Here is a 24,437-nt window from a genome sequence, read left to right as displayed (position 1 = left end):
AAACAAATAAAAACAGACCTTATAAGGCCTGTTCTGTTGCAAAATGTTTTCTATTAAAATTCCCTGCTCATTTCGCCTTCTCTTTCTTTAACTTCAAACCGGACCGGTCATGTAGAGCTGAATGGTATCAGTCACATCTTCATTTTCAGATGTTAAGAAGGCAATTAATGAAATTTCGTTGCCTTCTTTAGCCTGACTGATGTCATGCAATGGAGATTGTCATAAATGTACAACACAAATATGGCTGATAGTCAGTTTTAGATGCAGTTTCTTATACAGCGTATCAACGGGAAGCTTGAATAGAGGCTTAAAAAGCAATGCAGAGAGACAGTAGTATAGAGCTAAAATAAAACAACAGACCTCATACGGTCTGTTGTTTATCACACAAAATGAAGTGGTTCTTTTACATCTTTCAAATCACTTCCCCTTCTCTCGCTTCCGTTTCTCCTTCTCCGCCCGGTAAAACTCATGAAACATCTTCATCAGTGCGCGTTTCTCTATCCGAGACACATAGCTTCGCGATATTCCGAGCTCCTTGGCTATTTCCCGCTGTGTTTTTTCTTTCTTTAAATCAAGGCCGAACCGGCCGACGATCACTTCTTTTTCTCGGCCGTCGAGAATGTCGATATACTCCTTTACTTTTTCAAGCTCCATGTTGAGCTGAATGGTATCGATCACATCTTCATTTTCGGATTTTAAGACGTCAATTAATGAAATTTCGTTGCCTTCTTTATCCTGACCAATGGGGTCATGCAGAGAGACGTCCTTTTTTGTTTTTTTGAGTGCGCGTAAATGCATGAGGATTTCGTTCTCGATACACCGCGCCGCATATGTCGCCAGCTTTGTTCCTTTTCCAGAGGAATAGCTTTCGATGGCTTTAATGAGTCCGATCGTCCCGATGGAGATGAGGTCTTCAGCGTCTTCCCCGGTATTTTCAAATTTCTTGACAATATGGGCGACGAGCCGTAGGTTATGTTCAATCAGCATGTTTCTTGCGTGTTCATCGCCCTGAGCCATGAGGGCTAAGTATTTTTTCTCATCATCTCCCGAAAGGGGTTGTGGAAAGGCATTGTTTTTGACATAGGACACTAAAAACACCAATTCTTTGACCATCAATCCCATCGCTGTAAATACTCCTGCCACGATTTTCACCTCCACCATGTTTAGGCCGTTGCCTATATCCTCAAATGTATGTGAAGGAAGGATTGTCTGTGTCTGTACGATGAAAAAATCATCTTATTTGAAAGAAACGTGCTTCTGTGCGTATGTTTTTGCTGCCCCTCTCATATGTTTGCGGTTTCTTTGCGGTGCTTGGCGGTCTAGAAGCGTGCTAAAATATGTAATATTAGACCGAAAAGGAAGGGGTTTTTTCGGAACATGGGGAAGGTTCTTTCTTCACATGTCGGTATGAAAATTAATGAATGGTATCGAATGATACGGCAGTTCAGTGTTCCAGATGCGGAAATCTTGAAAGCGGAAGTAGAAGCGGAAATTGAACGTATGGAAGAGGACCAGCATTTACTGATTTATTATCAGCTCATGTGTTTTCGGCACCAAATTATGCTCGACTATATACACCCTTCAAAATATCAACCTTTCTCAGTATCTAACCTTGTCGATAAAATCGAAAATTCCAATCATGAGTTATCTGATATGCTGCATTATTACCATGCATTTTTTCGTGGCATGCATGAGTTTAGTCAAAAAGAATATTTGGAGGCCGTCAAATATTATCGCATGGCAGAAAAACAGCTGTCTATGGTATTTGATGATATTGAGCAGGCCGAGTTTCATTTTAAAGTAGCAGAAGCCTACTATATAATGAAACAAACGCATGTCTCCATGCACCATATTTTAAAAGCGCTTGAAATATACGATCAGCATGATGCATATTCCATTCGCATTATTCAGTGCCTCTTTGTCATCTCGGGAAATTATCAAGATTTAAAACGTAAAGATCGAGCACTGCCTCACTTGAAAAAGGCGAAACAACTCGCATCCGAAATTGACCACCCGCGCATCTATAGCTCAGCACTCTATAATTTAGGGAAATGTTACGGGGAGTTAGGTTATCGAGAAGAAGCAGAACGATATTTAACCGAATCGGCTGACCTCGCCAAAAAAGAACTGCTTCCCACGCTGCCTCATACACTTTATACACTGGCCAAGCTGCTTTTTAGACAAAATGAGCAGACTGAAGCAAGGCGCATATTAGAGGATGGGAAATTGGCCGCAAAGAAGCATGAAGACCAGCTGTTCTGTCATATGTTTGAGTATCTGGATGCTTTATATGTTCAGGAAATCAATGAAGAACAACTGCAAAAAACCATTGATTATTTGGAAAAACTTAGCCTATACTCTTATATAGAGGATATCTCACTAGAAATTGCGACAGCCTTAGAAACCTCTCAACAATACCAGAAGTCCAACCAGTATTATCAAAAATTGCTATGGGCTCAAAATCAAATCCAAGAAGGAGAGTGTCTGTATGAATTCTAAGCAACGTTCGACAGTTGAAGAGAGAAACCAAACGTGAGACAAAAAGCGGGCCTGATGGGCCGGCTTTTTTTATGTGAAAAAGAAGCGTAGACGTTCACGAAACTTGAATGAATTCATCAGAAAGCGGGCAATTTAATGTGTAATGATGTTCTGTGGAGGCGGTCTGATGAAAGGGTTGCATATCTTGTTATGTATATTGGTAATATGCGCTTTTGTTCCTGGTAACATAGAGGCGCGTACATTAAAAAGAATCGACCTAGAAAAAACGGGACGAGCCTTTTGGGACATGAGAGAGGAACGGAAAAAGATTGCGTTAACCTTTGATGATGGGCCTCATCCGGTATACACAAATCAAATACTAGATGTACTGAGAGAGCATGAAGTGAATGCCAGCTTTTTTGTCATCGGAAGCCGTATTCATGCATATCCCCTGCTCGCAGAGCGGATTGTGAGCGAAGGAAATGAGCTTGGCAATCACACGATGAACCATACGTATTTTGACCTTTTGTCATCGAAAGAAATCAAGCAAGAATTAAAAGAATCAGCGGCTCATATCGCTTCTCTCCAGCCTGGCGGACCCTTATTATTTCGTCCCCCGGGCGGGCGCTTGACGATGAAGTCATTCCGCATTCTTTCAAAGCAAGGATACGATGTCGTGATGTGGTCCTTTACGCAAGATCCGAAGGACTGGTCAAGGCCAGGTGCACACAAAATTGCCAGCCGTATTATTGAGAATATTCAGGGCGGTGATATCATCCTTTTACATGATGGCGGAGGAAATCGTAAGCAGACAGTAGAAGCGCTGAAACAAGTCGTACCTGAACTAAAGAAAAGGGGCTATGAGTTTGTGAAAGTAAGCGAACTACTGCACCATGACAGAGATTATCTGCCGGTTCAATTACAATAAGAAACAGTCATTCATTGAAACCAAAAGTCTTGTCGTTTACTATATGAAGAGGGCTTTTGGAGGTGAATGTTGTGAAGAAATTTGTTTTCCTTTTCATCCTGTTATGTGTTGCTGCTGGGTGCTCGAAGCAGGCGCAGGAAAGCGTGATTGCATTTGGTGACAGTAACACAAGAGGATCGAACTGGGATTTTCGAGATTATCCCACATCTGAAAAATGGGTGAATCTCATGAAAAACGTCGAACGTGGCCAAATCAAGGTACAGAATGCCGGGATTGGCGGGCAGACAACAGAAGATGCGAAGCTGCGCTTTGAGCAGGATATTTTAAAACAAAAACCAACTTACGTCCTCATCATGTTCGGTACAAATGATGCGGCGATTCTAGACGGGAAACATCCCCGTGTGACCAAAAAACGATTTAAAGAAAACTTATCCTACTTCATTTCTGAAAGTAGGAAAGAGGGAATTACCCCGATCCTCATGACGTGCGTGCCTGTGGTGGAAGGAGGCAAAAAGGGCTTGTATTATTATTCTAGATATAAGTCATCTTATTTTGCTGAGAGAGGCGGGGCGAGAGCTTGGCAAAACTCATACAATGACATCACAAGACAAGTAGCTGAAAAACAGCAAGTGCCGCTTGTCGACAATTGGAAAGCGTTCATCCGAGAAGCGGGTGAAGATAGTGACAACGCCTTGATTCAGTCTGGCCTCATTGACCCTTCTGGCAATCATATGACACCAAAAGGGGCAAGAATCATTTATAACGAAATCAAAGAGCGTGATGTCATTAAACATTTTTAAATGCAGGCCATCTGCCTAAACAAGACGATCCATCCAGCATAGTCTAACAGTATATCTTCTTAGAAGGAGGTAACTGATATGTGGGGATGTCCTTATCCTTACCCTGCGTGTTCGCCTTATCCAGCTCAAGGAGCAGGAATCGGTTACGCTTTTCTTGTTGTGTTCCTTGTCGTCATTTTGGTCGTAGGTGGAGGGTTATGGTTTTGGAATGAACAGCCTTGCAAATAAGACACCTCTTCTTTGATCAGAAGGGGTGTTTTTTACGGAAAATAGTAGTAAGCCTATAGCGCAAGTGATATAATATCAGTCACCTGAGTTTAAAAAAGGAGAGTGCTCGGGAGGCATGGTTCCTGGATATATGGAATTAAGAGGAAACAGAGAGCATATGCCCGAGCGAACGTCTTTTCATTTCTGTCTCAATTAATTCAATGAAGTCGCGATTTAAGTTCATTTCATTTGCTTTATAATACGATTCTATAAGTAAATCATCTGACAGCTTTTTCATACTAGAAACCCATATGATGGGAAAAACACCTCCCCTGAAAAAGTTGGCATAAAACTTGAGGAAAAGACATATCATCATAGGTTGATCGAATGTCTTTGAAGTACCTTTAATCTACCATGAATGGGAAACAAGAACAATCGTTCTGTTATCCACATGGTTAAGTGGATAACTTGTGGGTAGAGTGTTTATAATTGAATGAAAGCATGATGAAATATAGGTGGATAATGTGTGTAAAATTATCCACACCTGTTGAAGGTCCTCATCATATGTCGAAAACTTTTTCATTGTATTCGATAGACAGACAAATTGTGATTTGATTCGACACAATCGCTGAAAAACCAATGGAAGAAAGGGTGCAAATTGTGCTAAAGAAGTATTTCTTACCGGATGAATTTGTGAAAAGTATTTTCCACATTTCGCCGCAAAAACTAAAAGAACGAAATGTAAAAGGAATTATTACGGATTTAGATAACACACTAGTAGAATGGGATCGTCCAAGTGCGACCCCGCGTTTAATTGAATGGTTTCAAGAGATGAAAGATCACGGGATACAGGTGACGATTGTATCGAACAATAATGAAAAAAGGGTCAAGCTTTTTTCTGAGCCGGTTCATATCCCGTTTATTTATAAAGCGAGAAAACCGATGGGAAGAGCCTTTAATAAGGCCGTCGCTGATATGCAATTGAAGAAAGAAGATGTGGTTGTCATTGGCGATCAGCTTATGACAGATGTGCTTGGCGGAAACAGGCATGGCTTCCATACCATTTTGGTTGTACCTGTTGCGGCATCGGACGGATTTTTCACGAAGTTTAACAGGCAGATTGAACGCAGAATTTTAGGAGCCTTAAAGCGTAAGGGCCACATTCAGTGGGAGGAAGAGTAATAATGGAAAAGGTTGTTTGTATTGGCTGCGGTGTAGCCATTCAGACGGAAGATAAAGATCAATTAGGATATGCGCCGGCAGCATCTCTATTGAAAGAAGATGTGATCTGTCAGCGCTGTTTTAGGTTAAAGAACTACAATGAAATTCAGGATGTGTCTTTAACAGAAGACGACTTTTTAAATATTTTACACAGCATTGGCGAGACTGATTCTCTGATCGTCAAGGTCGTTGATATTTTTGACTTTAACGGAAGCTGGATTAATGGACTGAGCCGTATTGTTGGGGGTAATCCCATTTTACTTGTCGGCAACAAGGTAGATATTTTACCGAAATCCGTGAAAAAAGACCGTCTTGTTCAATGGATGAAGCGGGAAGCAAAAGAAAATGGGCTCAATCCGATCGATGTGTTTTTAATCAGTGCGAGCAGAGGACAAGGTGTGCCTGAGGTCATGGAGGCCATTGATCATTACCGTGAGGGCAGAAATGTCTATGTTGTCGGCTGTACAAATGTTGGGAAATCAACATTTATTAACCGCATTATCAAAGAGGTGTCTGGAGAAGAGAATGTGATCACCACATCCCAATACCCAGGGACAACACTTGATGCGATTGAAATCCCGCTTGATGACGGGTCTGCTTTATTCGATACACCGGGGATCATCAACCGCCATCAAATGGCGCACTATGTCGGCAAAAATGACTTAAAGATTTTAACGCCGAAAAAAGAATTGAAACCGAGAACGTTCCAGTTAAATGAAGCTCAAACGCTTTACTTTGGCGGACTGGCTCGATTTGATTATGTAAAAGGCGGAAGAACATCCTTTGTCTGCTATATGCCAAATGAACTCAACATTCATAGAACGAAGATGGAGAATGCAGATGAGTTATATGAAAAGCATGCAGGTGAGCTGCTTTCACCGCCATCAAAAGAGGGAATGGAAGATTTTCCGCCGCTCGTTCCGCACACTTTCACCATCGATCAGCCAAAAATGGACATTGTCTTTTCAGGATTAGGCTGGGTGACGGCGAATGATGCTGGGAAACAAATCAAAGTATATGCGCCAAAAGGCGTGCACGTGTTTATGAGACGTTCGTTAATTTAAATGTTCAGAGGGGGAGAGACCTTGAAACCTTTATACGGAGTAATCGGTAACCCTGTTGGCCATTCAATGTCTCCAGATATTCATAATGCAGCATTAAAGGATGCTGGAATTGATGGACATTATCATGGCTTTCAAGTAGAAGAAAACGACCTGAAAGATGCCATTAACGGTATGAAAGCCTTAGGAATCAGCGGCTTTAACGTCACTGTTCCGCACAAGGTAGACATCATGCAGTACCTTGACAAAATTGATGTGACAGCTGAACGCCTGCGTGCCGTCAATACAGTTCGCCTCGAAAATGGTCAGCTCGTTGGGTACAATACAGATGGAGAGGGTTTTCTTCATTCATTGCTTGAAGCGTTGGATCAGCCGTTATCAGAGCTGTCATTTCTCCTGCTTGGTGCTGGTGGAGCAGCAAGAGCGATTTACACGACGATTGCTGAGTATGCACCGAAACAATTTGATATCGCCAACCGCACCATTGAAAAAGCTGAGGCTTTAATTGAAAGTGCCGATGGGAAAATCACATCTCGTGCCATTGCATTAAATACAGCAGAAGAGGGGCTTGGGGAATATGATGTCATCATCCATACGACCTCAATTGGTATGTATCCGAATGTTGAAGAAACCCCAATTTCTTTAGCGAACGCAAAAAAAACAGCGGTCGTTTGTGATATTGTGTATAATCCAATAGAAACAAAGCTGCTAAGCGAAGCAGCCGGGTTAGGTTTGAAAACAGTCGATGGCGTCGGCATGTTTGTTGGTCAGGCGGTAAGAGCCTTTGAACTATGGACGGGCATTACACCTGACGCCCGAAAAATGAAGTCAATTGTCATAGAGAAATTAGGAGGAACACCATGTTAAAAGGTAAGCAAAAACGTTTTTTACGTGCGCAAGCACATCATTTATCACCTATTTTTCAAGTTGGAAAAGGCGGGGTAAATGACAATATGGTCAAGCAAATTTCCGAGGCGCTTGAAGCAAGAGAACTTTTGAAAGTCAGCGTATTGCAAAACTGCGACGAGGACAAAACAGAGGTTGCAAAAGCACTTGTAAAAGGTGCAAAAGCTGAACTCGTTCAAACGATCGGAAATGTGATTGTCCTTTATAAGGAATCAAAGGAAAATAAACAAATTAAGCTGCCGTAAAGGTGGATATGATATGAAAAAAATAGGATTGTTCGGTGGTACGTTTGATCCCCCGCATAATGGGCATTTGCTGATGGCAAGTGAGGTGCGTTTCCAAGTAGGGCTTGATGAAATTTGGTTTATCCCAAATCACAAGCCCCCTCATAAAACGGGCCGAAAACGAGCAGAGAGTCATCACCGCGTAAAAATGGTGGAAAAAGCGATTCAGACAAATCCTCATTTTCGAGTTGAGCTTATTGAAATGGAGCGGGAGGGCCCATCTTATACAGTAGATACGGTTGAGCTGTTAAAGAAGCGCCATCCTGAAGATGAGTTCTTTTTTATGATTGGAGCGGACATGGTCGAGTATTTGCCGAAATGGCACAGAATCGATGATTTGCTTCAGATGATCACCTTTATTGGGATGAAAAGACCAGGTTATGAAGGAAGTACGGCGTATCCTCTTTTGTTTGCAGATGTTCCGGCTTTTGATGTATCATCGACATTGATTAGGCAGCGAATGAAGCAGGGGCAACCTGTTGATTATTTGATTCCGAAAGCGGTTGAGTGTTATATAAAGGAGCATCATTTATATGAATCGTGAAGAAGCTTTAAACTGTGTCAAACAGCAGTTAACAGAGCATAGATATACACATACAATTGGGGTAATGGAGACGGCCATTTCATTAGCTGAACGTTTTGGTGCAGATGTGAAAAAAGCAGAGGTCGCGGCTATTTTCCACGATTATGCTAAATTTAGACCGAAAGAAGAAATGAAGGGCATCATCCAGCAAGAACAGATGAATCCTCTATTGCTTAAATATTCACCTGAGCTTTGGCATGCCCCAGTTGGTGCCTATTTGGTCAAAAAAGAAGTTGGAATTGACGACAAAGATATTTTAACAGCCATTGAATTCCATACATCCGGCAGACCGAACATGACATTGCTTGAAAAAGTGATTTATGTCGCCGACTATATAGAGCCAGGACGCCATTTTCCTGGTGTAGAGGAAGTAAGAGAGTTAGCAGAGCAGGATTTGGACCTTGCCTTGATTCAATCTTTAAAAAACACCGTTAGCTTTTTAATGAAAAAGAATCAGCCAGTTTTCCCAGATACACTTGCTACTTATAACTCACTTGTGCAAAAGAACAACTAAGGAGGAATTTTGATGGATGCATCATCAATTTTAAACATCGCAGCAGGAGCGTGCGATGATAAACGGGCAGAGGACATTATTGCCCTGAATATGCAAGGAATCTCACTTGTTGCAGATTATTTTCTCATTTGTCACGGGAATTCTGACAAACAAGTACAGGCCATTGCAAGAGAAGTGAAACACCTTGCAGAAGAAGGCGGCATCGAAGTTAAAAAGATGGAAGGCTTCGACGAAGCAAGATGGGTATTGATTGATTTAGGAGATGTCATTGCTCATGTGTTCCACAAAGAGGAAAGAGGATACTATAACTTAGAGAAGCTTTGGGGAGATGCGCCGAGAGAAACGCTTTCACTTGGCATTAACTCATGATTTATCAAGGGTTTGCAGGTGTGTATGATGAGCTCATGACACATGCCCCTTATGATGAATGGGTTCAGTGGATACAGCGGTATATCAAGCCAAATAGTGCGATTATCGATGTAGGTTGTGGAACTGGAGAGATCTCTCTTCGGTTAGCTGCAAAAGGCCACATGGTCACAGGAATTGACCTAAGTGAAGAGATGCTGGCATTTGCGCAGCAAAAAGCACAGGCTCATAAGCAGTCTATTCAATTTTTACATCAAGATATGAGAGAGCTTGAGGGGTTTGAACAAACTTTTCAAGCAGCGGTTATTTGCTGTGATTCTTTGAATTATATAAAAAACGAAAATGACGTCAAAAAAACCTTTAAAAACATGTTTCAGCTTTTAGAGACAGGTGGGGTTTTATTGTTTGATGTTCATACCCCTTATAAAATGGAAGAGGTATTTCCTGGCTCTACTTATGCCGATCAAGATGAAGAAATCAGCTACATTTGGCAGAGTGATAAAGGGGATGACCCATATTCGGTTATTCATGATTTAAGCTTTTTTGTAAAAGACGGAGACGTGTATGAGCGTTATGATGAAACGCACGAACAACGTACATTTCCTTTTGAGACATATGCAGCGTTCCTTGAGTCCGCTGGCTTTGAACAGATTGAAGTGACCGCTGATTTTACAAATGAAGCACCTCAAGAATGTGCAGAAAGATATTTTATTTCAGCGAAGAAACCAAAAACCATCGTTTAATGGACGATGGTTTTTTTAAAACCCTTTTTTCGCTTGTTGCGAACATGTTTAATTTCTGAGATCATCAGTAAACACACTCGGTGGGTATTGATGCGCAACCGCTTCTACATCCTCATCGAACTTGTCATGAGTGTTCTGAAAAAGCTGATGGAACATATCTTGAACACCTGCTTCAAGTGCTTTAATGCCCTCGCCGGTGACGCCGCCTTTTACACACACCTTCTCTTGCAGTGTGGGCAGGGTATACACCCTTTTTTCAATCAAACGGCCAAGTCCTACAAGCATATCTTCTGATAAGGTGGTGGCTTCTTCTTTTGAAATATCCGTTTCTTCAACAGCGGCTTCAATCATTTTCTGAACAAGAAAGCTAATAAAGGCAGGACCGCAGCTGACAATATCTGAGGCTGCTCGTGTGATTGAATGATGAATTTCTATTGGTGTTGAAATGCGGGAAGCGAGTTGTCTGAGCGCTGCTTTTGTCGTGACATTGCATGATGAACCAAATGTTAAAAGTGATGCGCCTGATAATGCGCGGTTGGTGATGCTTGGGATCAGTCTGGCTGTTTGACAAGGAACAATGTCTTGAAGCTGTTCAGGATGAACCGGACTTGTAATGATGACAATGGTTTGCTGTTCTTTTAAAAGTGGGCTCAGCTCTTTTAAAAGCGGATAAATATCAAGTGGTTTGACACAAACAAAGATGAAATCTTTATCTGTTACAGCTCCTGAAAGCTGTTTCGTCACTTCGACCTCTGGGTGATTCTTTTTTATATTGAACGCTTTTTCGATGGTCCGATTTGTAATGGTGATGGATGAGGGATTGACTGCTTTTGATTCAATAAATGCCTCAGTAAGTATGGTACCCATGTTTCCTGTACCGATTAACCCTATATTCAAACGTTCTCCCTCCTTAGACGCATAGGATCTGTTATCTTCTAAACAGTATGTGAAGCAGCGTTAAAATATGATTGAAAGAAGCGTGAACAAGTGAAGCAGCTCATTTCGTTGAAAAAATACAGACTTTATCTGATAGCGGGCATCATCATCCTCATCATCTGTTTCTGCTTTTTAGTAGGAAAAGAGAAAGGCAGCGCCGAGCCAAGTGTATTGAAAGAACAACATGAAACGCGGGTCACATTAGAAGAAAAACAAGAGAGTGCAGAAAAAGAGCCAACATCCATCGTAGTAGAGGTCAAAGGAGCTGTACGGAAGCCTGGCGTTTATGCATTTATGGCTGAGGACAGAGTTGAAGAAGCCATTAAAAGAGCAGGTGGTTTTACGAGCAAGGCAGATACAGTTGACATCAATCAAGCAGTAAAATTAGAGGACAGTATGATGATTTATGTACGAAAGAAGGGGGAAGCTGACAAGCAGGGACAAACAGCAGCGGCTAATACGCCGCCGGGAAATGAACAGAGTCAAGGGGTGAATGTCAATCAAGCTGATGCAGCGGAATTGCAGACCATTAACGGAATAGGCCCAGCCAAAGCGGAAGCCATCATTGCGTATAGAGAAGAACATGGAGAATTTCAGCAAATTGAAGATTTGCGGAATATTTCGGGTTTTGGAGAGAAGACCATTGAACGGCTGAAAAATCAACTGACGGTTAAGTAGATTGACGGTATAGAAGAAAGGCATGTACACTTAATACCATACATCATTCTGGAGGGATCAGCTCGTGGAGAGAATTTCATGGAATCAATATTTTATGGCTCAAAGCCATCTGCTTGCTTTGCGAAGCACCTGTGAGCGGCTAGCTGTTGGGGCAACGATCGTAAGAGACAAGCGCATCATTGCAGGTGGATATAATGGATCCATTGCCGGCGACGTACATTGTGCAGATGTAGGATGCTATGTCATAGATCATCACTGCGTTCGTACAATCCATGCGGAGATGAACGCTATTTTACAATGTGCCAAATTTGGTGCACCAACAGCTGATGCTGAAATATATGTGACGCATTTTCCTTGCTTGCAGTGCTGTAAAGCGATTATTCAAGCAGGTATTCGAACAGTGTATTATGCGAAGGATTATAAAAATCATCCATATGCTGTTGATTTATTTGAACAGGCCGGAGTTCAAACAGAACAGGTTGAACTAGATGAGATGATTATTGACTTAAAAAACCAAGAAAAATTAGCCTTTGTTGCGGATTTAATAGGCAAACTAAGTGAATCAGGACGTAGCGAAACAGAAATTCGTCAAATGCATGAAAAGGCGAATCAATTATTTACTTCCTATGTTTAAGTATTTGCCGTTCGGGGCGATTTCAGCAGCTGTTGGAATTGCTCTGGCCGCATATCATCTTCATTTGTATTTTCTCCTTTTTCTTCTTGTATGTCTTCTTTTCAGTCTGCTGAAAAAAACACCCCAGCTCTTTCTAATGGTCAGTTTGTGTGGAATGATCTATATGCTCATTTTTATGGTGCATCAGTCTTTTGAAACGGATCATCCTGTACAAGAAAAAGCATTTTCTGATTCGGTTGTGATTGAAACGATTCCGAAAATAGATGGCAATCGCTTTTCAGCGACTGTTTCATCAGAGAATCGTCGACTAGCGGCATTTTATACGATTCAAACGGAGCGTGAAAAAGAAGCGCTAAAAGATGTTGGGCCAGGTATGAGCTGTCATATGACAGGTGAGATGCGGTTGCCCAAACATGCAACCATACCGAATGGCTTTCAATATGATCAATTTCTAAAAACAAAAGGCATTGATGCTATTTTCCTAACGCAGTCTATGAAAAGCTGCACGAAACATGACAGCCCTTCACATTACCTTTCATCTATTAGGCAGAAGGGGTTGAAATTTCTAGAAGATCACGTTCCGAAGAGTTCTGTTGGGATTGTGCAGGCACTTATTTTTGGCGATCGTGATTTAATAGACCCTGATACATTAAGAGATTATCAAATGCTTGGCATCATTCATTTATTAGCCATTTCAGGACTTCATGTTCAAACATTGCTCGCTTGTCTATTTTGGTGTCTACTCCGCGCTGGCGTGACAAGAGAGACAGCGCGTATTCTTTTATTATCCTTTTTGCCGGTTTATGCTTGTTTAACAGGTGCTGCACCGTCTGTGTTAAGAGCCTGTCTCATGGCTGGAATTTATTTAGTCATCACAAGCCTGCCAAAAGAAATGAAACAGCCTTCTGCGGTCGTGTTAAGTGCAGCGTTCTTGCTTTTATTAGCCATTCAACCACTTTATATATTTGATGTCGGTTTTCAACTGTCATTTGTGGTGACCTTATTTATTTTGCTATCCACTAGTATTTTATCAAAAGCAAAAAGTTCGGTGATGCAGTTATTCCTCATTTCCTTGATTGCACAGCTTGCTTCGCTTCCTGTTCTTTTATATTATTTTCAGCAATTTTCCTTGCTGAGTGTTCCTTTAAATATGATGTTTGTTCCTTTTTATACAATGGTTGTCCTGCCTCTGTCCTTATTCTTTTTTCTTTTATCTATCATTTATCTTCCGCTTGGACAAACACTGTTTCAGCTGCTTGATTGGGTGATCCAGTTTAGTCATCAATTGTCTGCACACATGGCTGCTTACGATAGTCTTACTCTCATTTTTATGAAATCGACATGGTGGCATGTGCTCCTAGAGGTTTCCTCCATTGTTTTTCTATTCATTGTGATGGAATGTAAAACTTCTATCAAATCTTATCTTGTGCCTATTTTGATTCTCGTTTGTGTGCTGGCTGTACACTATTTCACGCCGAATTTTCTTCAAAGAGGAGAGGTCACAATGTTAGATGTAGGACAAGGGGATAGTTTGTTTATTCAGCTACCTTATCGAACTGGGCATATATTAGTCGATACAGGAGGCAGACTTTCTTTTGAAGAAGAGCCATGGAAAAAAAGACGTAAAGTATCTACAATTGGGGATCAAACGCTTATTCCATTTCTGCATTCTAAAGGCATAGCAAAACTTGATGTCCTCATCCTTACCCATGCAGATCAAGATCATATGGGAGAAGCGATGCGGTTAATAAAGCGAAATAAAGTCAAACGCGTTGCAATCCCAAAAGGCTTTGCTCGAAATCCAGAGGATGCGCAGCTTTTAAAGGAAGCGGCTGATCAACGGATTCCTGTAGATGAGTTGGAAAGAGGAGATCAGCTGAGAATTGGAGGACAAAAATTCGACGTTCTGCATCCCGCACGTGACCAGGTGACGAGTAAAAATAATGATTCACTGGTCCTCACCTTTACGCTTGGCGGCAAGCGTTTTATGCTGACTGGGGATCTTGAACAAGAAGGGGAACGAGACATCATTCAAGCTTACCCCAAGCTACGAGCGGATGTCTTGAAGGTTGGGCATCACGGGAGTAAAGGATCAACAAGTGAAGAATGGCTTCAGCATTTGAACCCGTCATATGCACTGATTTCAGCAGGTGAACGAAATCGGTATCACCATCCTCATCAAGAAGTTTTGAAAAAATTAAATGAGCATCAAACAAAGGTGTATCGTACAGATATCAATGGAAGTGTGACCTATGAATTTCTTGAAGAGGATGGAACATTTTACGCTCATCCTCCATATGATATCTTACAAAATCAATAAAAAAACTGCCAAAACGGCAGTCATCTTGCATTCATGTAGTTAAGATCCAACGAGGTGTATCACTGTTGCCAAAATAAACATTGAGGCGAAAAATCCGAATGTGACGATAAAACCAACAGCTGAGTCGGTCACATCATTCCGCTTGCTTTGAACATTCTTTTCAAATTCATTCATTTTCATCCCTCCTGGCTATTTTTAGTATACTTGAACTCATTTGGAATTGCTAGAAGGTAAAGTAACCGTTTTCCATTTTCATGATCATTTTGTGAATATCGTCTGACTGTAAGCTGACCCGGGAGCTTACGTGAGACGTTTACTATAAATGAGGAGGCGGCACTTTCAGCTTCCTCTTTACTAATGTCTCTACACGCTTTAGGATAGAGGAGGAAGTGAAAGAGAGGGATTTAAGCGAATGGTCTTTGAAGTATGGAACAATTTAAAAAAAGGGGATATCCATCCCGTTTATTGCTTATATGGAAAAGAAACGTATTTACTTCAAGAGACAGCTGCAAAATTGAGACAAGCTGTCGTCGACGAAGAAACAAAGGATTTTAATTACTCTGTCTTCGATATGGAAGAGGTGCCGCTTGAGCAGGCTGTGACGGACGCAGAAACATTTCCGTTTATGGGAGAGCGGCGTCTCGTTGTGATCAAAAACCCTTATTTCCTCACTGCAGAAAAGAAAAAAGAAAAGATCGAGCATCAGCTTTCTGTGTTAGAAGCTTATTTAGAAAAGCCAGCACCCTACACGATTCTCGTGTTATTAGCACCATATGAAAAACTGGACGAACGTAAGAAAATCACCAAATTGTTAAAAAAGAAAGCGGCTGTGGTTGAGGCGAAAGAGTTAAATCCGAAAGAAACAACAGATTTCACCATTACATTAGTGAAAACAGAAGGAAAAACAATCTCGGCTGAAGCGGCAGAACAGTTTGTCATGTTATGTGGTGGGAGCCTGTCCTCACTTTTTCAAGAGGTTCGAAAGCTAAGTACATATATTGGGCAGCGAGAGGAAATTGAGCTGGCGGATGTCAATCAGCTCGTTGCACGAAGTTTGGAGCAGAATATTTTCGAACTGATTAACCAAATCGTGAACAGGCGCCGGTCTGAAGCGATGCAAATGTTTTATGACCTCCTAAAGCAAAATGAGGAACCCATTAAAATATTGGCACTCATTTCAAATCAATTTCGGTTGATATTGCAGACAAAGTACTTTGCTCAACAGGGATACGGGCAAAAACAAATTGCGTCAAACCTGAAAGTCCACCCATTTCGGGTCAAACTCGCGATGGATCAGGCAAGACTGTTTTCAGAAGAAGAGCTAAAGTACATCGTCAAAGAGCTCTCCACGATTGATTATGAAATGAAAACGGGTAAAAAGGACAAGCAGCTATTATTAGAATTGTTCCTGCTTCGGTTATTAGGGGCTTGAACATAAAAAAACGACCTTCTCAAAAGAGGGTCGTTTTTGTTTAGATGTATAATTGCCAGTCTGTCCTTATGGCTGAGCCGTTCAGGACGGACGTACAGTTAAACAGGTGCCTCATCACTGAGGCGTTGCAAACATTATGCAGAAAGTCCGTTTACTTGTTTCGCAAGTCTTGATTTGTAACGCGCAGCTGCGTTTTTGTGTACAAGACCAGTTTTAACGGCTTTGTCAATGCGTTTTGCAGCAGAAGAAAGAGCAGCTTTTGCTTGCTCAGCATCGTTGTTAGCTACAGAAACTTCAACTTGTTTAATCGCAGTACGCATCGCAGACTTGATTGTTGCGTTGTGTGCACGGCGTTCGTTATTCGTTTTTGTACGTTTGATCGCTGATTTAATATTTGGCATGTGTTTCACCTCCTAAGATACAACCTAAACACAATTGTCTTAAGGTTAAATCTTCACAATAGAACAAATTGTATTCTATCAAACACACCTTTAGAATGCAATATAAATGTAAAGTATTTTTCATTGATGAAGCGCTCGAATGTTTCTTGAAAGAGATGGAAAGACTACTGTTAATTACTTGATGGAAGGAGCCTTTTCATGAAGAAACAGAAACTCGATTTAAGCGCTTATCAAATCCGGACCGATTTGGCCGTTGAAACAAAAGAGATACTAGAACAAGAGAACGATCCGAATGTGGTCAAAAAGGACGGTATTCAAGGAATTGTTGAGAAGGAGAAGGAAGAGCACGGCATCCGCATCCGCACTGTGGAGATTACGACAGAAGGAGAAGAGTTGACCGGAAAAAAGGCAGGGACATACTTGACGCTTGAGGCGCAAGGAATTCGGGAGAAAGACTCTGAGATGCAAGAAAAAGTGGTCGAAGTTTTTGCTCATCATTTTGCTCAGTTTTTAAAAGATCACGGCATTCAGGCAGACGCGAGCTGTCTTGTCGTAGGACTCGGAAACTGGAATGTCACGCCGGATGCTTTAGGGCCGCTCACAGTTGAAAATTTGCTGGTGACACGCCATTTATTTGAATTACAGCCTGAGAATGTGCAGGAAGGCTATCGCCCGGTGTCTTCACTATCGCCTGGAGTCATGGGACTGACTGGTATAGAAACAAGTGACATTATACAAGGTGTCATTGAACGATCTAAACCAGATTTTGTGATCGCCATCGATGCACTAGCTGCACGTGCAGTAGAACGGGTGAATACAACGATTCAAATTTCTGATACAGGTATACATCCAGGATCGGGTGTCGGAAATAAACGAAAAGAATTAAGCAAAGAGACCTTGGGGATTCCAGTCATTGCCATTGGTGTACCGACAGTGGTCGATGCAGTGACGATCGCAAGTGACACGATTGATTACGTGTTAAAGCATTTTGGTAGAGAACTGAAAGATGATAGACCTTCCCGATCTTTAGTACCAGCGGGTCTGACATTTGGTAAGAAAAAAGTGCTGAATGAACAAGATTTGCCAGATGATGAAACGCGTCAATCCTTTTTAGGAATCGTCGGAACGCTTCCTGAAGAAGAAAAAAGACAGTTGATCCATGAAGTACTTGCGCCGCTTGGACAAAATCTAATGGTCACACCGAAGGAAGTGGATACATTCATTGATGACATGGCGAACGTACTCGCCAATGGGTTAAATACAGCACTTCATCAAAAAATCTCTCAAGACAACATGGGTTCCTATAATCATTAATCAGTTCTACTTTCTCTAGCTCGCTCATAGTTTAATTACTAGAAAGCGTGCTGGAGGGAGTAAATCATGAAAAAAAGACCTCGCCGTCCTCGACAGTTGGTCGTTGCGATTAATGGAACAAAAGTAGTGAAGAGTATTTTTTTGTTTATTGTCTCTCTGGTGGTTGTGTTTGTCATGTCAGGGGCTTTGACGTCTTTAAAACCTGAGCTTAGGCCTCAAGCATCATTATATGGTGTGGCAGATGAGCTGTCAGGGGCATTCTTTGCAACTCTAATGGGGATGGAAAATCAATATTTTGCCTCAGCAGTCCCTGAAGATCAAAAAGGATTTCATTTCTCCGGGCTGTCACTCAAACTTGCCACAAGTATCAATTTAGAAGACCCCCGCAGTTTTCTAGGAAGAGAGCTGCCAGGCTTTGAACATTTTGATACAAAAATCATCCTAGCAGGTGAAGGTACAGACTATACGAATATGCCAATGGAATCGCCGCCTCCAAGTGAAGTCATCAAAGATGAAAAAGAAGCAAATCTAGCTGAGCTGGACAAGCTTGATGAAGATGAACCGAAAACGCCTGCAAAAGAGCCGGACCAGTCGACAGGAAAACGAAAAGCTGTGTACATTTATCACACACATAATACGGAATCATATTTACCATTTTTAAAAGGGGAAACAAACCCAAACAATGCGCGCCACTCAAAAGTGAACGTCACCCTTGTCGGGGAGATGTTTGGTAAAGCGCTCGATCAGCAAGGAATCGGCAACACAGTGGATAAAACAGAAATTGAAAAAAGACTGCTGAAAAAAGGGTTGAAGTACCCGCAATCGTATAATGAATCCAGATTGGTTGTAAAAGAAGCTCTCGCTAAAAATGATGACTTAGATTACTTAATCGATATTCACCGGGATTCAAGAAGAAAGAAAGATACGACAGTAGAAATCAAAGGCAAGAAATATGCGAGAATCGCGTTTGTTGTAGGGAAGAAGAATCAAAGCTATGAGAAAAACTTAAAGCTGGCGACAGAGTTCCATCATTTGATGGAGAAAAAATATAAAGGACTTAGTGTCGGTGTGTTTGCCAAAGGAGAAATTGGTGATAATGGAATCTATAATCAAGATTTATCTGACAAAGCCCTCCTATTAGAATTTGGCGGTGTGGATAATAATATGGAAGAACTGAAAAACGCATCCAATGCAGCAGCTGATGTGTTCAGTGAAATTTTCTGGGACGCAGAAAAGGTAGACGGCAAAGCAAAGGATGAGAAAAAACGGTCTTAAGGTGGTGGAGGACATGGGCTCATTTATTGGAAAAACCATTATTTTATCGCTCGTATTGCTATTCGGTGTCTTTTTAGGAATGCAGCAAGCCAATAATGGCATGCTGCAAATGAAAGGGTATCATGATCCGCAATTAAAAGGGGCCTTCACTGTCCAAACGAATGATGATCAAGAAAAAGAAGCTTCTATCCTCGGAACAGCTGTCACACAAAAAGACTTAGCAGAAAAGCAAAAGCAGCTAGAAGAAATGGAGAGCTTTAATGCCTTCTCTAAGGCCGGAAAAGCATTATCAGATGGTATGACGCATGCAGCCCGTACACTTTATGATTGGGTGAATGGTAAATAAACTGTTGTAAGCATCATGTTGGATGTTATTTCATAAGATATCACACCTTTTCATGAAAGCCGCTAACCGATGAGCGGCTTTTCTTGATTTCGATTGAATCTTTACAGCCCTATTGATATAATCTAACCTAGCGCAACCCGCGTTTTATAGTAGGAGTGATAGATTGTGACAGATAAAGAAAAACGATTAGAACGGCAATCAAGAATTCGAAATTTCTCCATTATCGCCCATATTGACCATGGGAAATCCACATTGGCTGACCGTATTTTGGAAAAAACAGCGGCGATTACGCAACGAGAAATGAAAGAACAATTACTTGATTCCATGGACTTAGAGCGTGAACGCGGCATTACGATCAAATTAAACTCTGTCCAGCTGAAATATCAGGCGAAGGATGGAGAAGAATATATAATGCACCTGATTGATACACCAGGGCATGTCGACTTCACCTATGAGGTATCTCGAAGCCTAGCTGCCTGTGAAGGTGCAATTCTTGTGGTGGATGCAGCACAAGGCATTGAAGCGCAGACACTTGCGAACGTTTATTTAGCTCTTGATAACAACTTAGAAATCCTGCCGATCATTAACAAAATTGATCTGCCGAGTGCAGAACCTGAACGTGTAAGACAAGAAATTGAAGATGTCATCGGGTTGGATGCATCTGAAGCTGTTCTTACCTCTGCTAAGGCGGGCATCGGGATCGAGGATATTTTAGAACAAATCGTCGAAAAGGTGCCGGCACCAGCTGGAGATCCAGAAGCACCACTTCAAGCCCTCATTTTTGATTCTCTCTACGATGCGTATCGTGGCGTCATTGCTTACATACGAATTGTCGAAGGAACCGTCAAACCGGGTCAAAAAATCAAGATGATGGCGACAGGCAAAGAATTTGAAGTGCTTGAAGTCGGCGTATTTACACCGAAAGCAATGCCAACAGACGAACTCACTGTTGGAGATGTTGGCTATTTAACAGCTGCTATTAAAAATGTTGGCGATACACGTGTAGGGGATACGATCACAAGTGCGGTAAACCCTGCGAAAGAAGCTCTACCTGGATATAGAAAGCTGAACCCAATGGTGTACTGCGGCCTTTATCCAATTGACACAGCGAAATATAACGACTTGCGTGAAGCGTTAGAAAAGCTTGAATTAAACGATTCTTCACTTCAATATGAGGCAGAGACATCCCAAGCACTGGGCTTCGGTTTCCGCTGCGGCTTCCTTGGCATGCTTCATATGGAAATCATCCAAGAACGGATTGAACGTGAATTTAAAATCGACCTTATTACGACAGCGCCAAGTGTTATTTACGATGTGTATATGACAGACGGAGAAAAAATCGTCGTAGATAACCCGTCCAATTTGCCTGATCCGCAAAAGATTGAGCGAATTGAAGAGCCATACGTGAAGGCAACAATGATGGTGCCAAATGATTATGTTGGTTCTGTGATGGAGCTTTGCCAAGGAAAGCGCGGCAATTTCATTGATATGCAATATCTTGATGCAAACCGCGTGAGCATTGTGTACGAAATTCCTCTGGCAGAGATCGTATACGAATTCTTTGATCAATTAAAGTCCAATACAAAAGGGTATGCATCCTTTGATTACGAGCTGATCGGCTATCGCCCATCCACTCTAGTGAAAATGGATATCATGCTTAATGGCGAAAAAATCGATGCGCTATCCTTTATTGTTCACCGCGACTATGCATATGAACGCGGAAAGATCATTGTAGAAAAGCTGAAAGAACTGATTCCGCGCCAGCACTTTGAAGTACCAGTTCAGGCAGCGATCGGTCAAAAGATTGTTGCTCGGTCTACCATTAAAGCAATGCGCAAGAACGTACTAGCGAAGTGTTATGGTGGAGATATTTCCCGGAAAAGAAAGCTTCTTGAGAAGCAAAAAGAAGGGAAAAAGCGCATGAAGCAAGTGGGTTCTGTAGAAGTCCCACAAGAAGCATTTATGGCCGTGCTGAAAATGGACGACAGCACACCGAAAAAATAACATCCTCAAGGCAACCTGCTTTACAATGCTCGCCTTGACGTTTATAGTCGAAAACAAACGAAGAGGCCGCAGCGATAAACTGCGGCTCTTTACCTGTAAAGAAGGTGTCAACAAATGAAAGCAGCATACATTCACATTCCATTTTGTGAGCACATTTGTCACTATTGTGATTTTAATAAATTTTTCATTAAAACCCAGCCGGTCGATGAATACTTAGTCGCTCTTGAAAAAGAAATGCAGCACACGATCGATCAAAAAGGGGAGCAAGAACTAAAGACGATCTTTATTGGCGGAGGAACCCCGACATCACTGACAACCAGCCAGTTAGATCAGCTTATGGACAGCATTCACCGCGTATTAAAACCAACCAAAAACTTAATCGAGTTTGCAGTAGAAGCAAACCCAGACGAACTATCGCTTGAGAAATTGAATGTCTTAAAATCAGCAGGCGTTAATCGGCTGAGCTTTGGTGTTCAAACATTTGAAGATGACCTGCTCAAAAAAATCGGACGGGTTCATCAAAAGAAAGATGTTCTCACATCTTTCGAGCGAGCAAGAGCAGTTGGGTTTGACAACATTAGTCTTGATCTTATGTTTGGTTTGCCTCATCAAGAGAAGCATCATGTCATGCATTCACTAGAGACCGCTTTTTCATTAGGTGCAGAACATTATTCGGTTTATTCGCTGATTGTCGAGCCAAAGACGGTCTTTTACAATTTGATGCAAAAAGGGAAACTGCATTTACCACCGCAAGAACGTGAGGCTGAAATGTATGAGCTCGTCATGGATGAAATGAAGCGGCACGGACTCAAACAATATGAGATTAGCAATTACGCCAAACCAGGTTTTGAAAGCCAGCATAACCTCACCTATTGGAGCAACGAAGATTACTTTGGTTTTGGCGCAGGAGCGCACGGGTATGTAGATGGCGTCCGCAATGTGAACGCTGGACCAGTGAGGCATTACTTAGAGCTCATTGAACAAACAGGGTTTCCATATAAGGAAACGCATCAGGTGACAAAAGCAGAACAGATCGAAGAAGAAATGTTCTTAGGTTTGCGGAAAATTGAAGGCGTGAAAAGTGCTCACTTTCAAACGAAATTTGGAGCATCACCAGAAGCACTCTTTCCCGCCGTTCTTGAAGAATTAGCAGAAAAAGGTCTCATTGAACAGGATGAGATTGGCATTCGTTTAACAAGAAAAGGAAAATTGTTAGGGAATGAAGTATTTCAAGCGTTTCTCGGTGAGTTATAATTGACATTTTAATTTGAGTTTGGTAATTTTGTTTATACAATTAGCACTCGTTGAAAGAGAGTGCTAACAGGGGTGATGATGATGTTAACAAATCGTCAGCTTTTGATTCTACAAGTCATTATTAATGACTTTATTCGTTCGGCGCAGCCAGTTGGATCAAGGACTCTTTCCAAAAAAGAAGACATTACATTCAGCTCTGCGACGATTAGAAACGAAATGGCTGATTTGGAGGAACTCGGTTTTATTGAAAAGACCCATTCTTCATCAGGAAGAATTCCTTCCGAAAAAGGATATCGTTATTATGTAGATCATTTGCTCTCTCCGCGAAAACTGTCATCTAAAGAGCTTGTGCTCATCCAGTCAGTATTTCAGGAGAAAATTTTTGAGCTGGAAAAAACAGTTCAAAAATCGGCGGAAATTTTATCAGATCTCACAAACTACACATCGATTGTCCTTGGTCCAAAGCTAAGTGAAAATCGATTGAAGCAAATTCAGCTTGTCCCTGTCCAGCCTAATAAAGCAGTAGCGATTATGATTACAGACAGCGGGCATGTTGAAAACAAAACCATTACCTTCTCTGAGCATCTTGATGTCTCCGATATTGAGAAGCTGATGAATATTTTAAACAGCCGCTTAGCTGGAGTCCCGATGGATCAGCTGAAGGATAGGATGTATAAAGAAGTAGTGATGCTCCTTCGCACGCATTTAAAAGACTATGATCATATTTTAGATGCGCTTGGTAACACATTCACTTCAACACAAAATGAATCAAAACTTTTCTTTGGCGGGAAGATTAATATGTTGAACCAGCCAGAGTTTCATGACATTGACCGCATTCGTTCACTCATGATGCTGATTGAACAAAAGAATGATGTCATGCAGCTGTTTCATCCAAATCAGCAAGGAATCACCATTAAAATCGGTTCAGAAAACAATTTGGAAGCAATGGAGAACTGCAGTTTAATCACAGCAACTTATGCGATTGATCAAAAATCACTCGGCTCCATCGCTGTCATTGGTCCAACCCGTATGGATTACGGGCGAGTCGTTAGTCTTTTGCATCATGTATCAAAAGACTTGTCAAACGCACTTTCCAATTTGTATGATGAGTAGGGTGATAAAAGGTGGGGGCACAGCCCCTTCGTATAATTGAATCTTTTTGAGGGAGGTGAACACAATGTCAGAAGAAAAACAGACACCTGAGCAAGCAGCAGAGGTTGAAGCACAAGAAGAAGCAGTTCAAGCAGAAACTGAGGAAGTAAAGCACGATGAACAGTCTGCCTTCCAAGAGAAGATTGATGAATTGCAGCAGCTTCTAGATGAAAAAGAAAACAAAATTCTGCGTGTTCAAGCAGATTTTGAAAACTATAAACGCCGTGCTCGAACTGAAGTGGAGACCGTGCAAAAATATCGTTCTCAACATGTTGTCAGCGACCTTCTCCCAGCTCTCGACAACTTTGAAAGAGCGCTTGGAATCGATCCAGACAATGAGCAGACGAAAAGTTTGTTAGAAGGGATGCAAATGGTTTACCGCCAGCTGGTAGAAGCGTTGAAAAATGAAGGCGTTGAACCAATTGAAGCTGTCGGCAAAGAGTTCGATCCAAACCTTCATCAAGCCGTCATGCAAGTTGAAGATGAAAACTACGATTCAAACATCGTTGTAGAAGAATTGCAAAAGGGCTATAAACTCAAAGACCGAGTTATTCGTCCATCAATGGTAAAAGTAAATCAATAACTACATAATGGGAGGTC

28 protein-coding genes and 1 pseudogene are annotated in these 24,437 nt (G+C 41.6%); 23 read left to right on the top strand and 6 right to left on the bottom strand.

The features are described 5' to 3' along the window. Positions 1–108: 108 nt before the first annotated feature. Positions 109–210, bottom strand: a pseudogene (locus NSQ64_RS13635) (RNA polymerase subunit sigma-70); the annotation flags it as partial. Positions 211–417: 207 nt separating this feature from the next. Next, on the bottom strand, positions 418–1,146 hold the full coding sequence (gene sigK, locus NSQ64_RS13630; RefSeq protein WP_034738387.1) for an RNA polymerase sporulation sigma factor SigK: 729 nt from the start codon (positions 1,144–1,146) through the stop codon (positions 418–420). Positions 1,147–1,377: 231 nt separating this feature from the next. On the opposite strand from sigK, the gene NSQ64_RS13625 reads away from it, so the two are divergent. The 4 genes from NSQ64_RS13625 to NSQ64_RS13610 all read left to right on the top strand — a co-directional run bounded on the left by NSQ64_RS13625 (position 1,378) and on the right by NSQ64_RS13610 (position 4,434). Beyond that, positions 1,378–2,499, top strand: a complete 1,122-nt coding sequence (locus NSQ64_RS13625; protein WP_007501361.1) for a response regulator aspartate phosphatase — start codon at positions 1,378–1,380, stop codon at positions 2,497–2,499. A gap of 166 nt (positions 2,500–2,665) precedes the next feature. Further along, positions 2,666–3,406: a polysaccharide deacetylase family protein gene (locus tag NSQ64_RS13620; RefSeq protein ID WP_017358034.1), complete on the top strand. Its 741-nt coding sequence runs from the start codon at positions 2,666–2,668 to the stop codon at positions 3,404–3,406. Positions 3,407–3,477: 71 nt separating this feature from the next. After that, a complete protein-coding gene (locus NSQ64_RS13615; RefSeq protein WP_225310445.1) occupies positions 3,478–4,206 on the top strand; it encodes an SGNH/GDSL hydrolase family protein in 729 nt (242 codons plus the stop codon). 78 nt (positions 4,207–4,284) lie between these two features. Beyond that, positions 4,285–4,434, top strand: a complete 150-nt coding sequence (locus NSQ64_RS13610; RefSeq protein WP_003217499.1) for a hypothetical protein — start codon at positions 4,285–4,287, stop codon at positions 4,432–4,434. Between the two features lie 136 nt (positions 4,435–4,570). Here NSQ64_RS13610 and NSQ64_RS13605 read toward each other — a convergent pair whose 3' ends face one another. Continuing rightward, positions 4,571–4,711 carry a sporulation histidine kinase inhibitor Sda gene (locus tag NSQ64_RS13605; RefSeq protein WP_003217327.1) on the bottom strand — a complete coding sequence of 47 codons (141 nt, stop codon included), beginning with the start codon at positions 4,709–4,711 and terminating at the stop codon, positions 4,571–4,573. A gap of 362 nt (positions 4,712–5,073) precedes the next feature. Here NSQ64_RS13605 and NSQ64_RS13600 point away from each other — a divergent pair, with 362 nt between their 5' ends. Genes NSQ64_RS13600 through NSQ64_RS13565 form a run of 8 tightly spaced genes read left to right on the top strand, consistent with a single transcriptional unit; the run spans position 5,074 to position 10,091 of the window. Beyond that, positions 5,074–5,595 (top strand): YqeG family HAD IIIA-type phosphatase, encoded by a 522-nt coding sequence (locus tag NSQ64_RS13600; RefSeq protein WP_008356191.1) that lies wholly within the window; start codon positions 5,074–5,076, stop codon positions 5,593–5,595. A gap of 2 nt (positions 5,596–5,597) precedes the next feature. Further along, positions 5,598–6,698 (top strand): ribosome biogenesis GTPase YqeH, encoded by a 1,101-nt coding sequence (gene yqeH, locus NSQ64_RS13595; RefSeq protein ID WP_041091339.1) that lies wholly within the window; start codon positions 5,598–5,600, stop codon positions 6,696–6,698. A gap of 21 nt (positions 6,699–6,719) precedes the next feature. Continuing rightward, the gene (gene aroE, locus NSQ64_RS13590; protein ID WP_061419622.1) at positions 6,720–7,562 is read left to right on the top strand and encodes a shikimate dehydrogenase; all 843 of its coding nucleotides are present in this window, start codon (positions 6,720–6,722) and stop codon (positions 7,560–7,562) included. Next, positions 7,556–7,846, top strand: coding sequence for a ribosome assembly RNA-binding protein YhbY (gene yhbY, locus NSQ64_RS13585; protein ID WP_008342507.1), 291 nt, complete (start codon positions 7,556–7,558; stop codon positions 7,844–7,846). Before aroE ends, yhbY begins: the two co-directional genes overlap by 7 nt. 13 nt (positions 7,847–7,859) lie before the next feature. Further along, positions 7,860–8,429, top strand: a complete 570-nt coding sequence (locus tag NSQ64_RS13580) for a nicotinate-nucleotide adenylyltransferase (protein ID WP_058336621.1) — start codon at positions 7,860–7,862, stop codon at positions 8,427–8,429. Continuing rightward, on the top strand, positions 8,419–8,982 hold the full coding sequence (gene yqeK, locus NSQ64_RS13575; RefSeq protein ID WP_341016925.1) for a bis(5'-nucleosyl)-tetraphosphatase (symmetrical) YqeK: 564 nt from the start codon (positions 8,419–8,421) through the stop codon (positions 8,980–8,982). Before NSQ64_RS13580 ends, yqeK begins: the two co-directional genes overlap by 11 nt. A 12-nt stretch (positions 8,983–8,994) precedes the next feature. After that, positions 8,995–9,351 carry a ribosome silencing factor gene (gene rsfS, locus NSQ64_RS13570; RefSeq protein ID WP_008342502.1) on the top strand — a complete coding sequence of 119 codons (357 nt, stop codon included), beginning with the start codon at positions 8,995–8,997 and terminating at the stop codon, positions 9,349–9,351. Further along, entirely contained in the window at positions 9,348–10,091 is a 744-nt protein-coding gene (locus NSQ64_RS13565) for a class I SAM-dependent DNA methyltransferase (RefSeq protein ID WP_341016922.1), read from the top strand. Before rsfS ends, NSQ64_RS13565 begins: the two co-directional genes overlap by 4 nt. Before the next feature lie 48 nt (positions 10,092–10,139). On the opposite strand, the gene comER is transcribed toward NSQ64_RS13565, so the two are convergent. Continuing rightward, positions 10,140–10,988: a late competence protein ComER gene (gene comER, locus NSQ64_RS13560; protein WP_008342498.1), complete on the bottom strand. Its 849-nt coding sequence runs from the start codon at positions 10,986–10,988 to the stop codon at positions 10,140–10,142. A gap of 90 nt (positions 10,989–11,078) precedes the next feature. Here comER and NSQ64_RS13555 point away from each other — a divergent pair, with 90 nt between their 5' ends. From NSQ64_RS13555 to NSQ64_RS13545, 3 genes are all read left to right on the top strand, one after another. Next, complete coding sequence (locus tag NSQ64_RS13555; protein ID WP_341016920.1) at positions 11,079–11,705, top strand: helix-hairpin-helix domain-containing protein; 627 nt, start codon at positions 11,079–11,081, stop codon at positions 11,703–11,705. A gap of 64 nt (positions 11,706–11,769) precedes the next feature. Beyond that, positions 11,770–12,339, top strand: a complete 570-nt coding sequence (locus tag NSQ64_RS13550; RefSeq protein ID WP_008342495.1) for a ComE operon protein 2 — start codon at positions 11,770–11,772, stop codon at positions 12,337–12,339. Further along, a complete protein-coding gene (locus NSQ64_RS13545) occupies positions 12,332–14,659 on the top strand; it encodes a DNA internalization-related competence protein ComEC/Rec2 (protein WP_341018320.1) in 2,328 nt (775 codons plus the stop codon). The genes NSQ64_RS13550 and NSQ64_RS13545 overlap by 8 nt, the downstream gene beginning before the upstream one ends. A 39-nt stretch (positions 14,660–14,698) precedes the next feature. On the opposite strand, the gene NSQ64_RS13540 is transcribed toward NSQ64_RS13545, so the two are convergent. Further along, entirely contained in the window at positions 14,699–14,833 is a 135-nt protein-coding gene (locus NSQ64_RS13540; RefSeq protein ID WP_008342491.1) for a YqzM family protein, read from the bottom strand. 238 nt (positions 14,834–15,071) lie between these two features. On the opposite strand from NSQ64_RS13540, the gene holA reads away from it, so the two are divergent. Next, entirely contained in the window at positions 15,072–16,091 is a 1,020-nt protein-coding gene (holA, locus tag NSQ64_RS13535) for a DNA polymerase III subunit delta (RefSeq protein ID WP_341016917.1), read from the top strand. Positions 16,092–16,225: 134 nt separating this feature from the next. Here the strand turns inward: holA and rpsT are convergent, their stop codons facing one another. Then, positions 16,226–16,492 (bottom strand): 30S ribosomal protein S20, encoded by a 267-nt coding sequence (gene rpsT / locus NSQ64_RS13530; RefSeq protein ID WP_008342485.1) that lies wholly within the window; start codon positions 16,490–16,492, stop codon positions 16,226–16,228. A 198-nt stretch (positions 16,493–16,690) separates the two neighbouring features. On the opposite strand from rpsT, the gene gpr reads away from it, so the two are divergent. The 7 genes from gpr (at position 16,691) to grpE (ending at position 24,420) form a co-directional block, all read left to right on the top strand. Next, on the top strand, positions 16,691–17,806 hold the full coding sequence (gene gpr / locus NSQ64_RS13525; protein WP_341016915.1) for a GPR endopeptidase: 1,116 nt from the start codon (positions 16,691–16,693) through the stop codon (positions 17,804–17,806). 66 nt (positions 17,807–17,872) lie between these two features. Beyond that, positions 17,873–19,081, top strand: a complete 1,209-nt coding sequence (locus tag NSQ64_RS13520; protein WP_007501337.1) for a stage II sporulation protein P — start codon at positions 17,873–17,875, stop codon at positions 19,079–19,081. A gap of 13 nt (positions 19,082–19,094) precedes the next feature. Next, a complete protein-coding gene (locus NSQ64_RS13515) occupies positions 19,095–19,427 on the top strand; it encodes a YqxA family protein (protein ID WP_017358024.1) in 333 nt (110 codons plus the stop codon). Between the two features lie 165 nt (positions 19,428–19,592). Then, positions 19,593–21,431, top strand: coding sequence for a translation elongation factor 4 (gene lepA, locus NSQ64_RS13510; RefSeq protein WP_008342476.1), 1,839 nt, complete (start codon positions 19,593–19,595; stop codon positions 21,429–21,431). A gap of 114 nt (positions 21,432–21,545) precedes the next feature. After that, the gene (gene hemW, locus NSQ64_RS13505) at positions 21,546–22,685 is read left to right on the top strand and encodes a radical SAM family heme chaperone HemW (protein WP_341016913.1); all 1,140 of its coding nucleotides are present in this window, start codon (positions 21,546–21,548) and stop codon (positions 22,683–22,685) included. A gap of 81 nt (positions 22,686–22,766) precedes the next feature. Further along, complete coding sequence (gene hrcA / locus NSQ64_RS13500) at positions 22,767–23,798, top strand: heat-inducible transcriptional repressor HrcA (RefSeq protein ID WP_008342473.1); 1,032 nt, start codon at positions 22,767–22,769, stop codon at positions 23,796–23,798. A 64-nt stretch (positions 23,799–23,862) separates the two neighbouring features. Further along, positions 23,863–24,420, top strand: coding sequence for a nucleotide exchange factor GrpE (grpE, locus tag NSQ64_RS13495; RefSeq protein WP_008342471.1), 558 nt, complete (start codon positions 23,863–23,865; stop codon positions 24,418–24,420). Positions 24,421–24,437: the final 17 nt, after the last annotated feature.

This window comes from Bacillus sp. FSL W8-0183 (assembly GCF_038006825.1).
GTDB classification, from domain to species: domain Bacteria; phylum Bacillota; class Bacilli; order Bacillales; family Bacillaceae; genus Bacillus; species Bacillus altitudinis.
The sequence above is the reverse complement of the archived record's forward strand: the minus strand, read 5'-3'. Positions and strand labels throughout refer to the sequence as shown.

What these genes read in the sequence shown, in the direction of transcription:
- NSQ64_RS13625 (WP_007501361.1), top strand. Translation starts at nt 1,378, where the DNA reads ATGGGGAAGGTTCTTTCTTCACATGTCGGTATGAAAATTAATGAATGG.
- NSQ64_RS13620 (WP_017358034.1), top strand. Translation starts at nt 2,666, where the DNA reads ATGAAAGGGTTGCATATCTTGTTATGTATATTGGTAATATGCGCTTTT.
- NSQ64_RS13610 (WP_003217499.1), top strand. Translation starts at nt 4,285, where the DNA reads ATGTGGGGATGTCCTTATCCTTACCCTGCGTGTTCGCCTTATCCAGCT.
- NSQ64_RS13605 (WP_003217327.1), bottom strand. Translation starts at nt 4,711, where the DNA reads ATGAAAAAGCTGTCAGATGATTTACTTATAGAATCGTATTATAAAGCA.
- yqeH (WP_041091339.1), top strand. Translation starts at nt 5,598, where the DNA reads ATGGAAAAGGTTGTTTGTATTGGCTGCGGTGTAGCCATTCAGACGGAA.
- yhbY (WP_008342507.1), top strand. Translation starts at nt 7,556, where the DNA reads ATGTTAAAAGGTAAGCAAAAACGTTTTTTACGTGCGCAAGCACATCAT.
- NSQ64_RS13580 (WP_058336621.1), top strand. Translation starts at nt 7,860, where the DNA reads ATGAAAAAAATAGGATTGTTCGGTGGTACGTTTGATCCCCCGCATAAT.
- yqeK (WP_341016925.1), top strand. Translation starts at nt 8,419, where the DNA reads ATGAATCGTGAAGAAGCTTTAAACTGTGTCAAACAGCAGTTAACAGAG.
- rsfS (WP_008342502.1), top strand. Translation starts at nt 8,995, where the DNA reads ATGGATGCATCATCAATTTTAAACATCGCAGCAGGAGCGTGCGATGAT.
- NSQ64_RS13565 (WP_341016922.1), top strand. Translation starts at nt 9,348, where the DNA reads ATGATTTATCAAGGGTTTGCAGGTGTGTATGATGAGCTCATGACACAT.
- NSQ64_RS13545 (WP_341018320.1), top strand. Translation starts at nt 12,332, where the DNA reads ATGTTTAAGTATTTGCCGTTCGGGGCGATTTCAGCAGCTGTTGGAATT.
- NSQ64_RS13540 (WP_008342491.1), bottom strand. Translation starts at nt 14,833, where the DNA reads ATGAATGAATTTGAAAAGAATGTTCAAAGCAAGCGGAATGATGTGACC.
- holA (WP_341016917.1), top strand. Translation starts at nt 15,072, where the DNA reads ATGGTCTTTGAAGTATGGAACAATTTAAAAAAAGGGGATATCCATCCC.
- rpsT (WP_008342485.1), bottom strand. Translation starts at nt 16,492, where the DNA reads ATGCCAAATATTAAATCAGCGATCAAACGTACAAAAACGAATAACGAA.
- gpr (WP_341016915.1), top strand. Translation starts at nt 16,691, where the DNA reads ATGAAGAAACAGAAACTCGATTTAAGCGCTTATCAAATCCGGACCGAT.
- NSQ64_RS13520 (WP_007501337.1), top strand. Translation starts at nt 17,873, where the DNA reads ATGAAAAAAAGACCTCGCCGTCCTCGACAGTTGGTCGTTGCGATTAAT.
- NSQ64_RS13515 (WP_017358024.1), top strand. Translation starts at nt 19,095, where the DNA reads ATGGGCTCATTTATTGGAAAAACCATTATTTTATCGCTCGTATTGCTA.
- hemW (WP_341016913.1), top strand. Translation starts at nt 21,546, where the DNA reads ATGAAAGCAGCATACATTCACATTCCATTTTGTGAGCACATTTGTCAC.
- hrcA (WP_008342473.1), top strand. Translation starts at nt 22,767, where the DNA reads ATGTTAACAAATCGTCAGCTTTTGATTCTACAAGTCATTATTAATGAC.
- grpE (WP_008342471.1), top strand. Translation starts at nt 23,863, where the DNA reads ATGTCAGAAGAAAAACAGACACCTGAGCAAGCAGCAGAGGTTGAAGCA.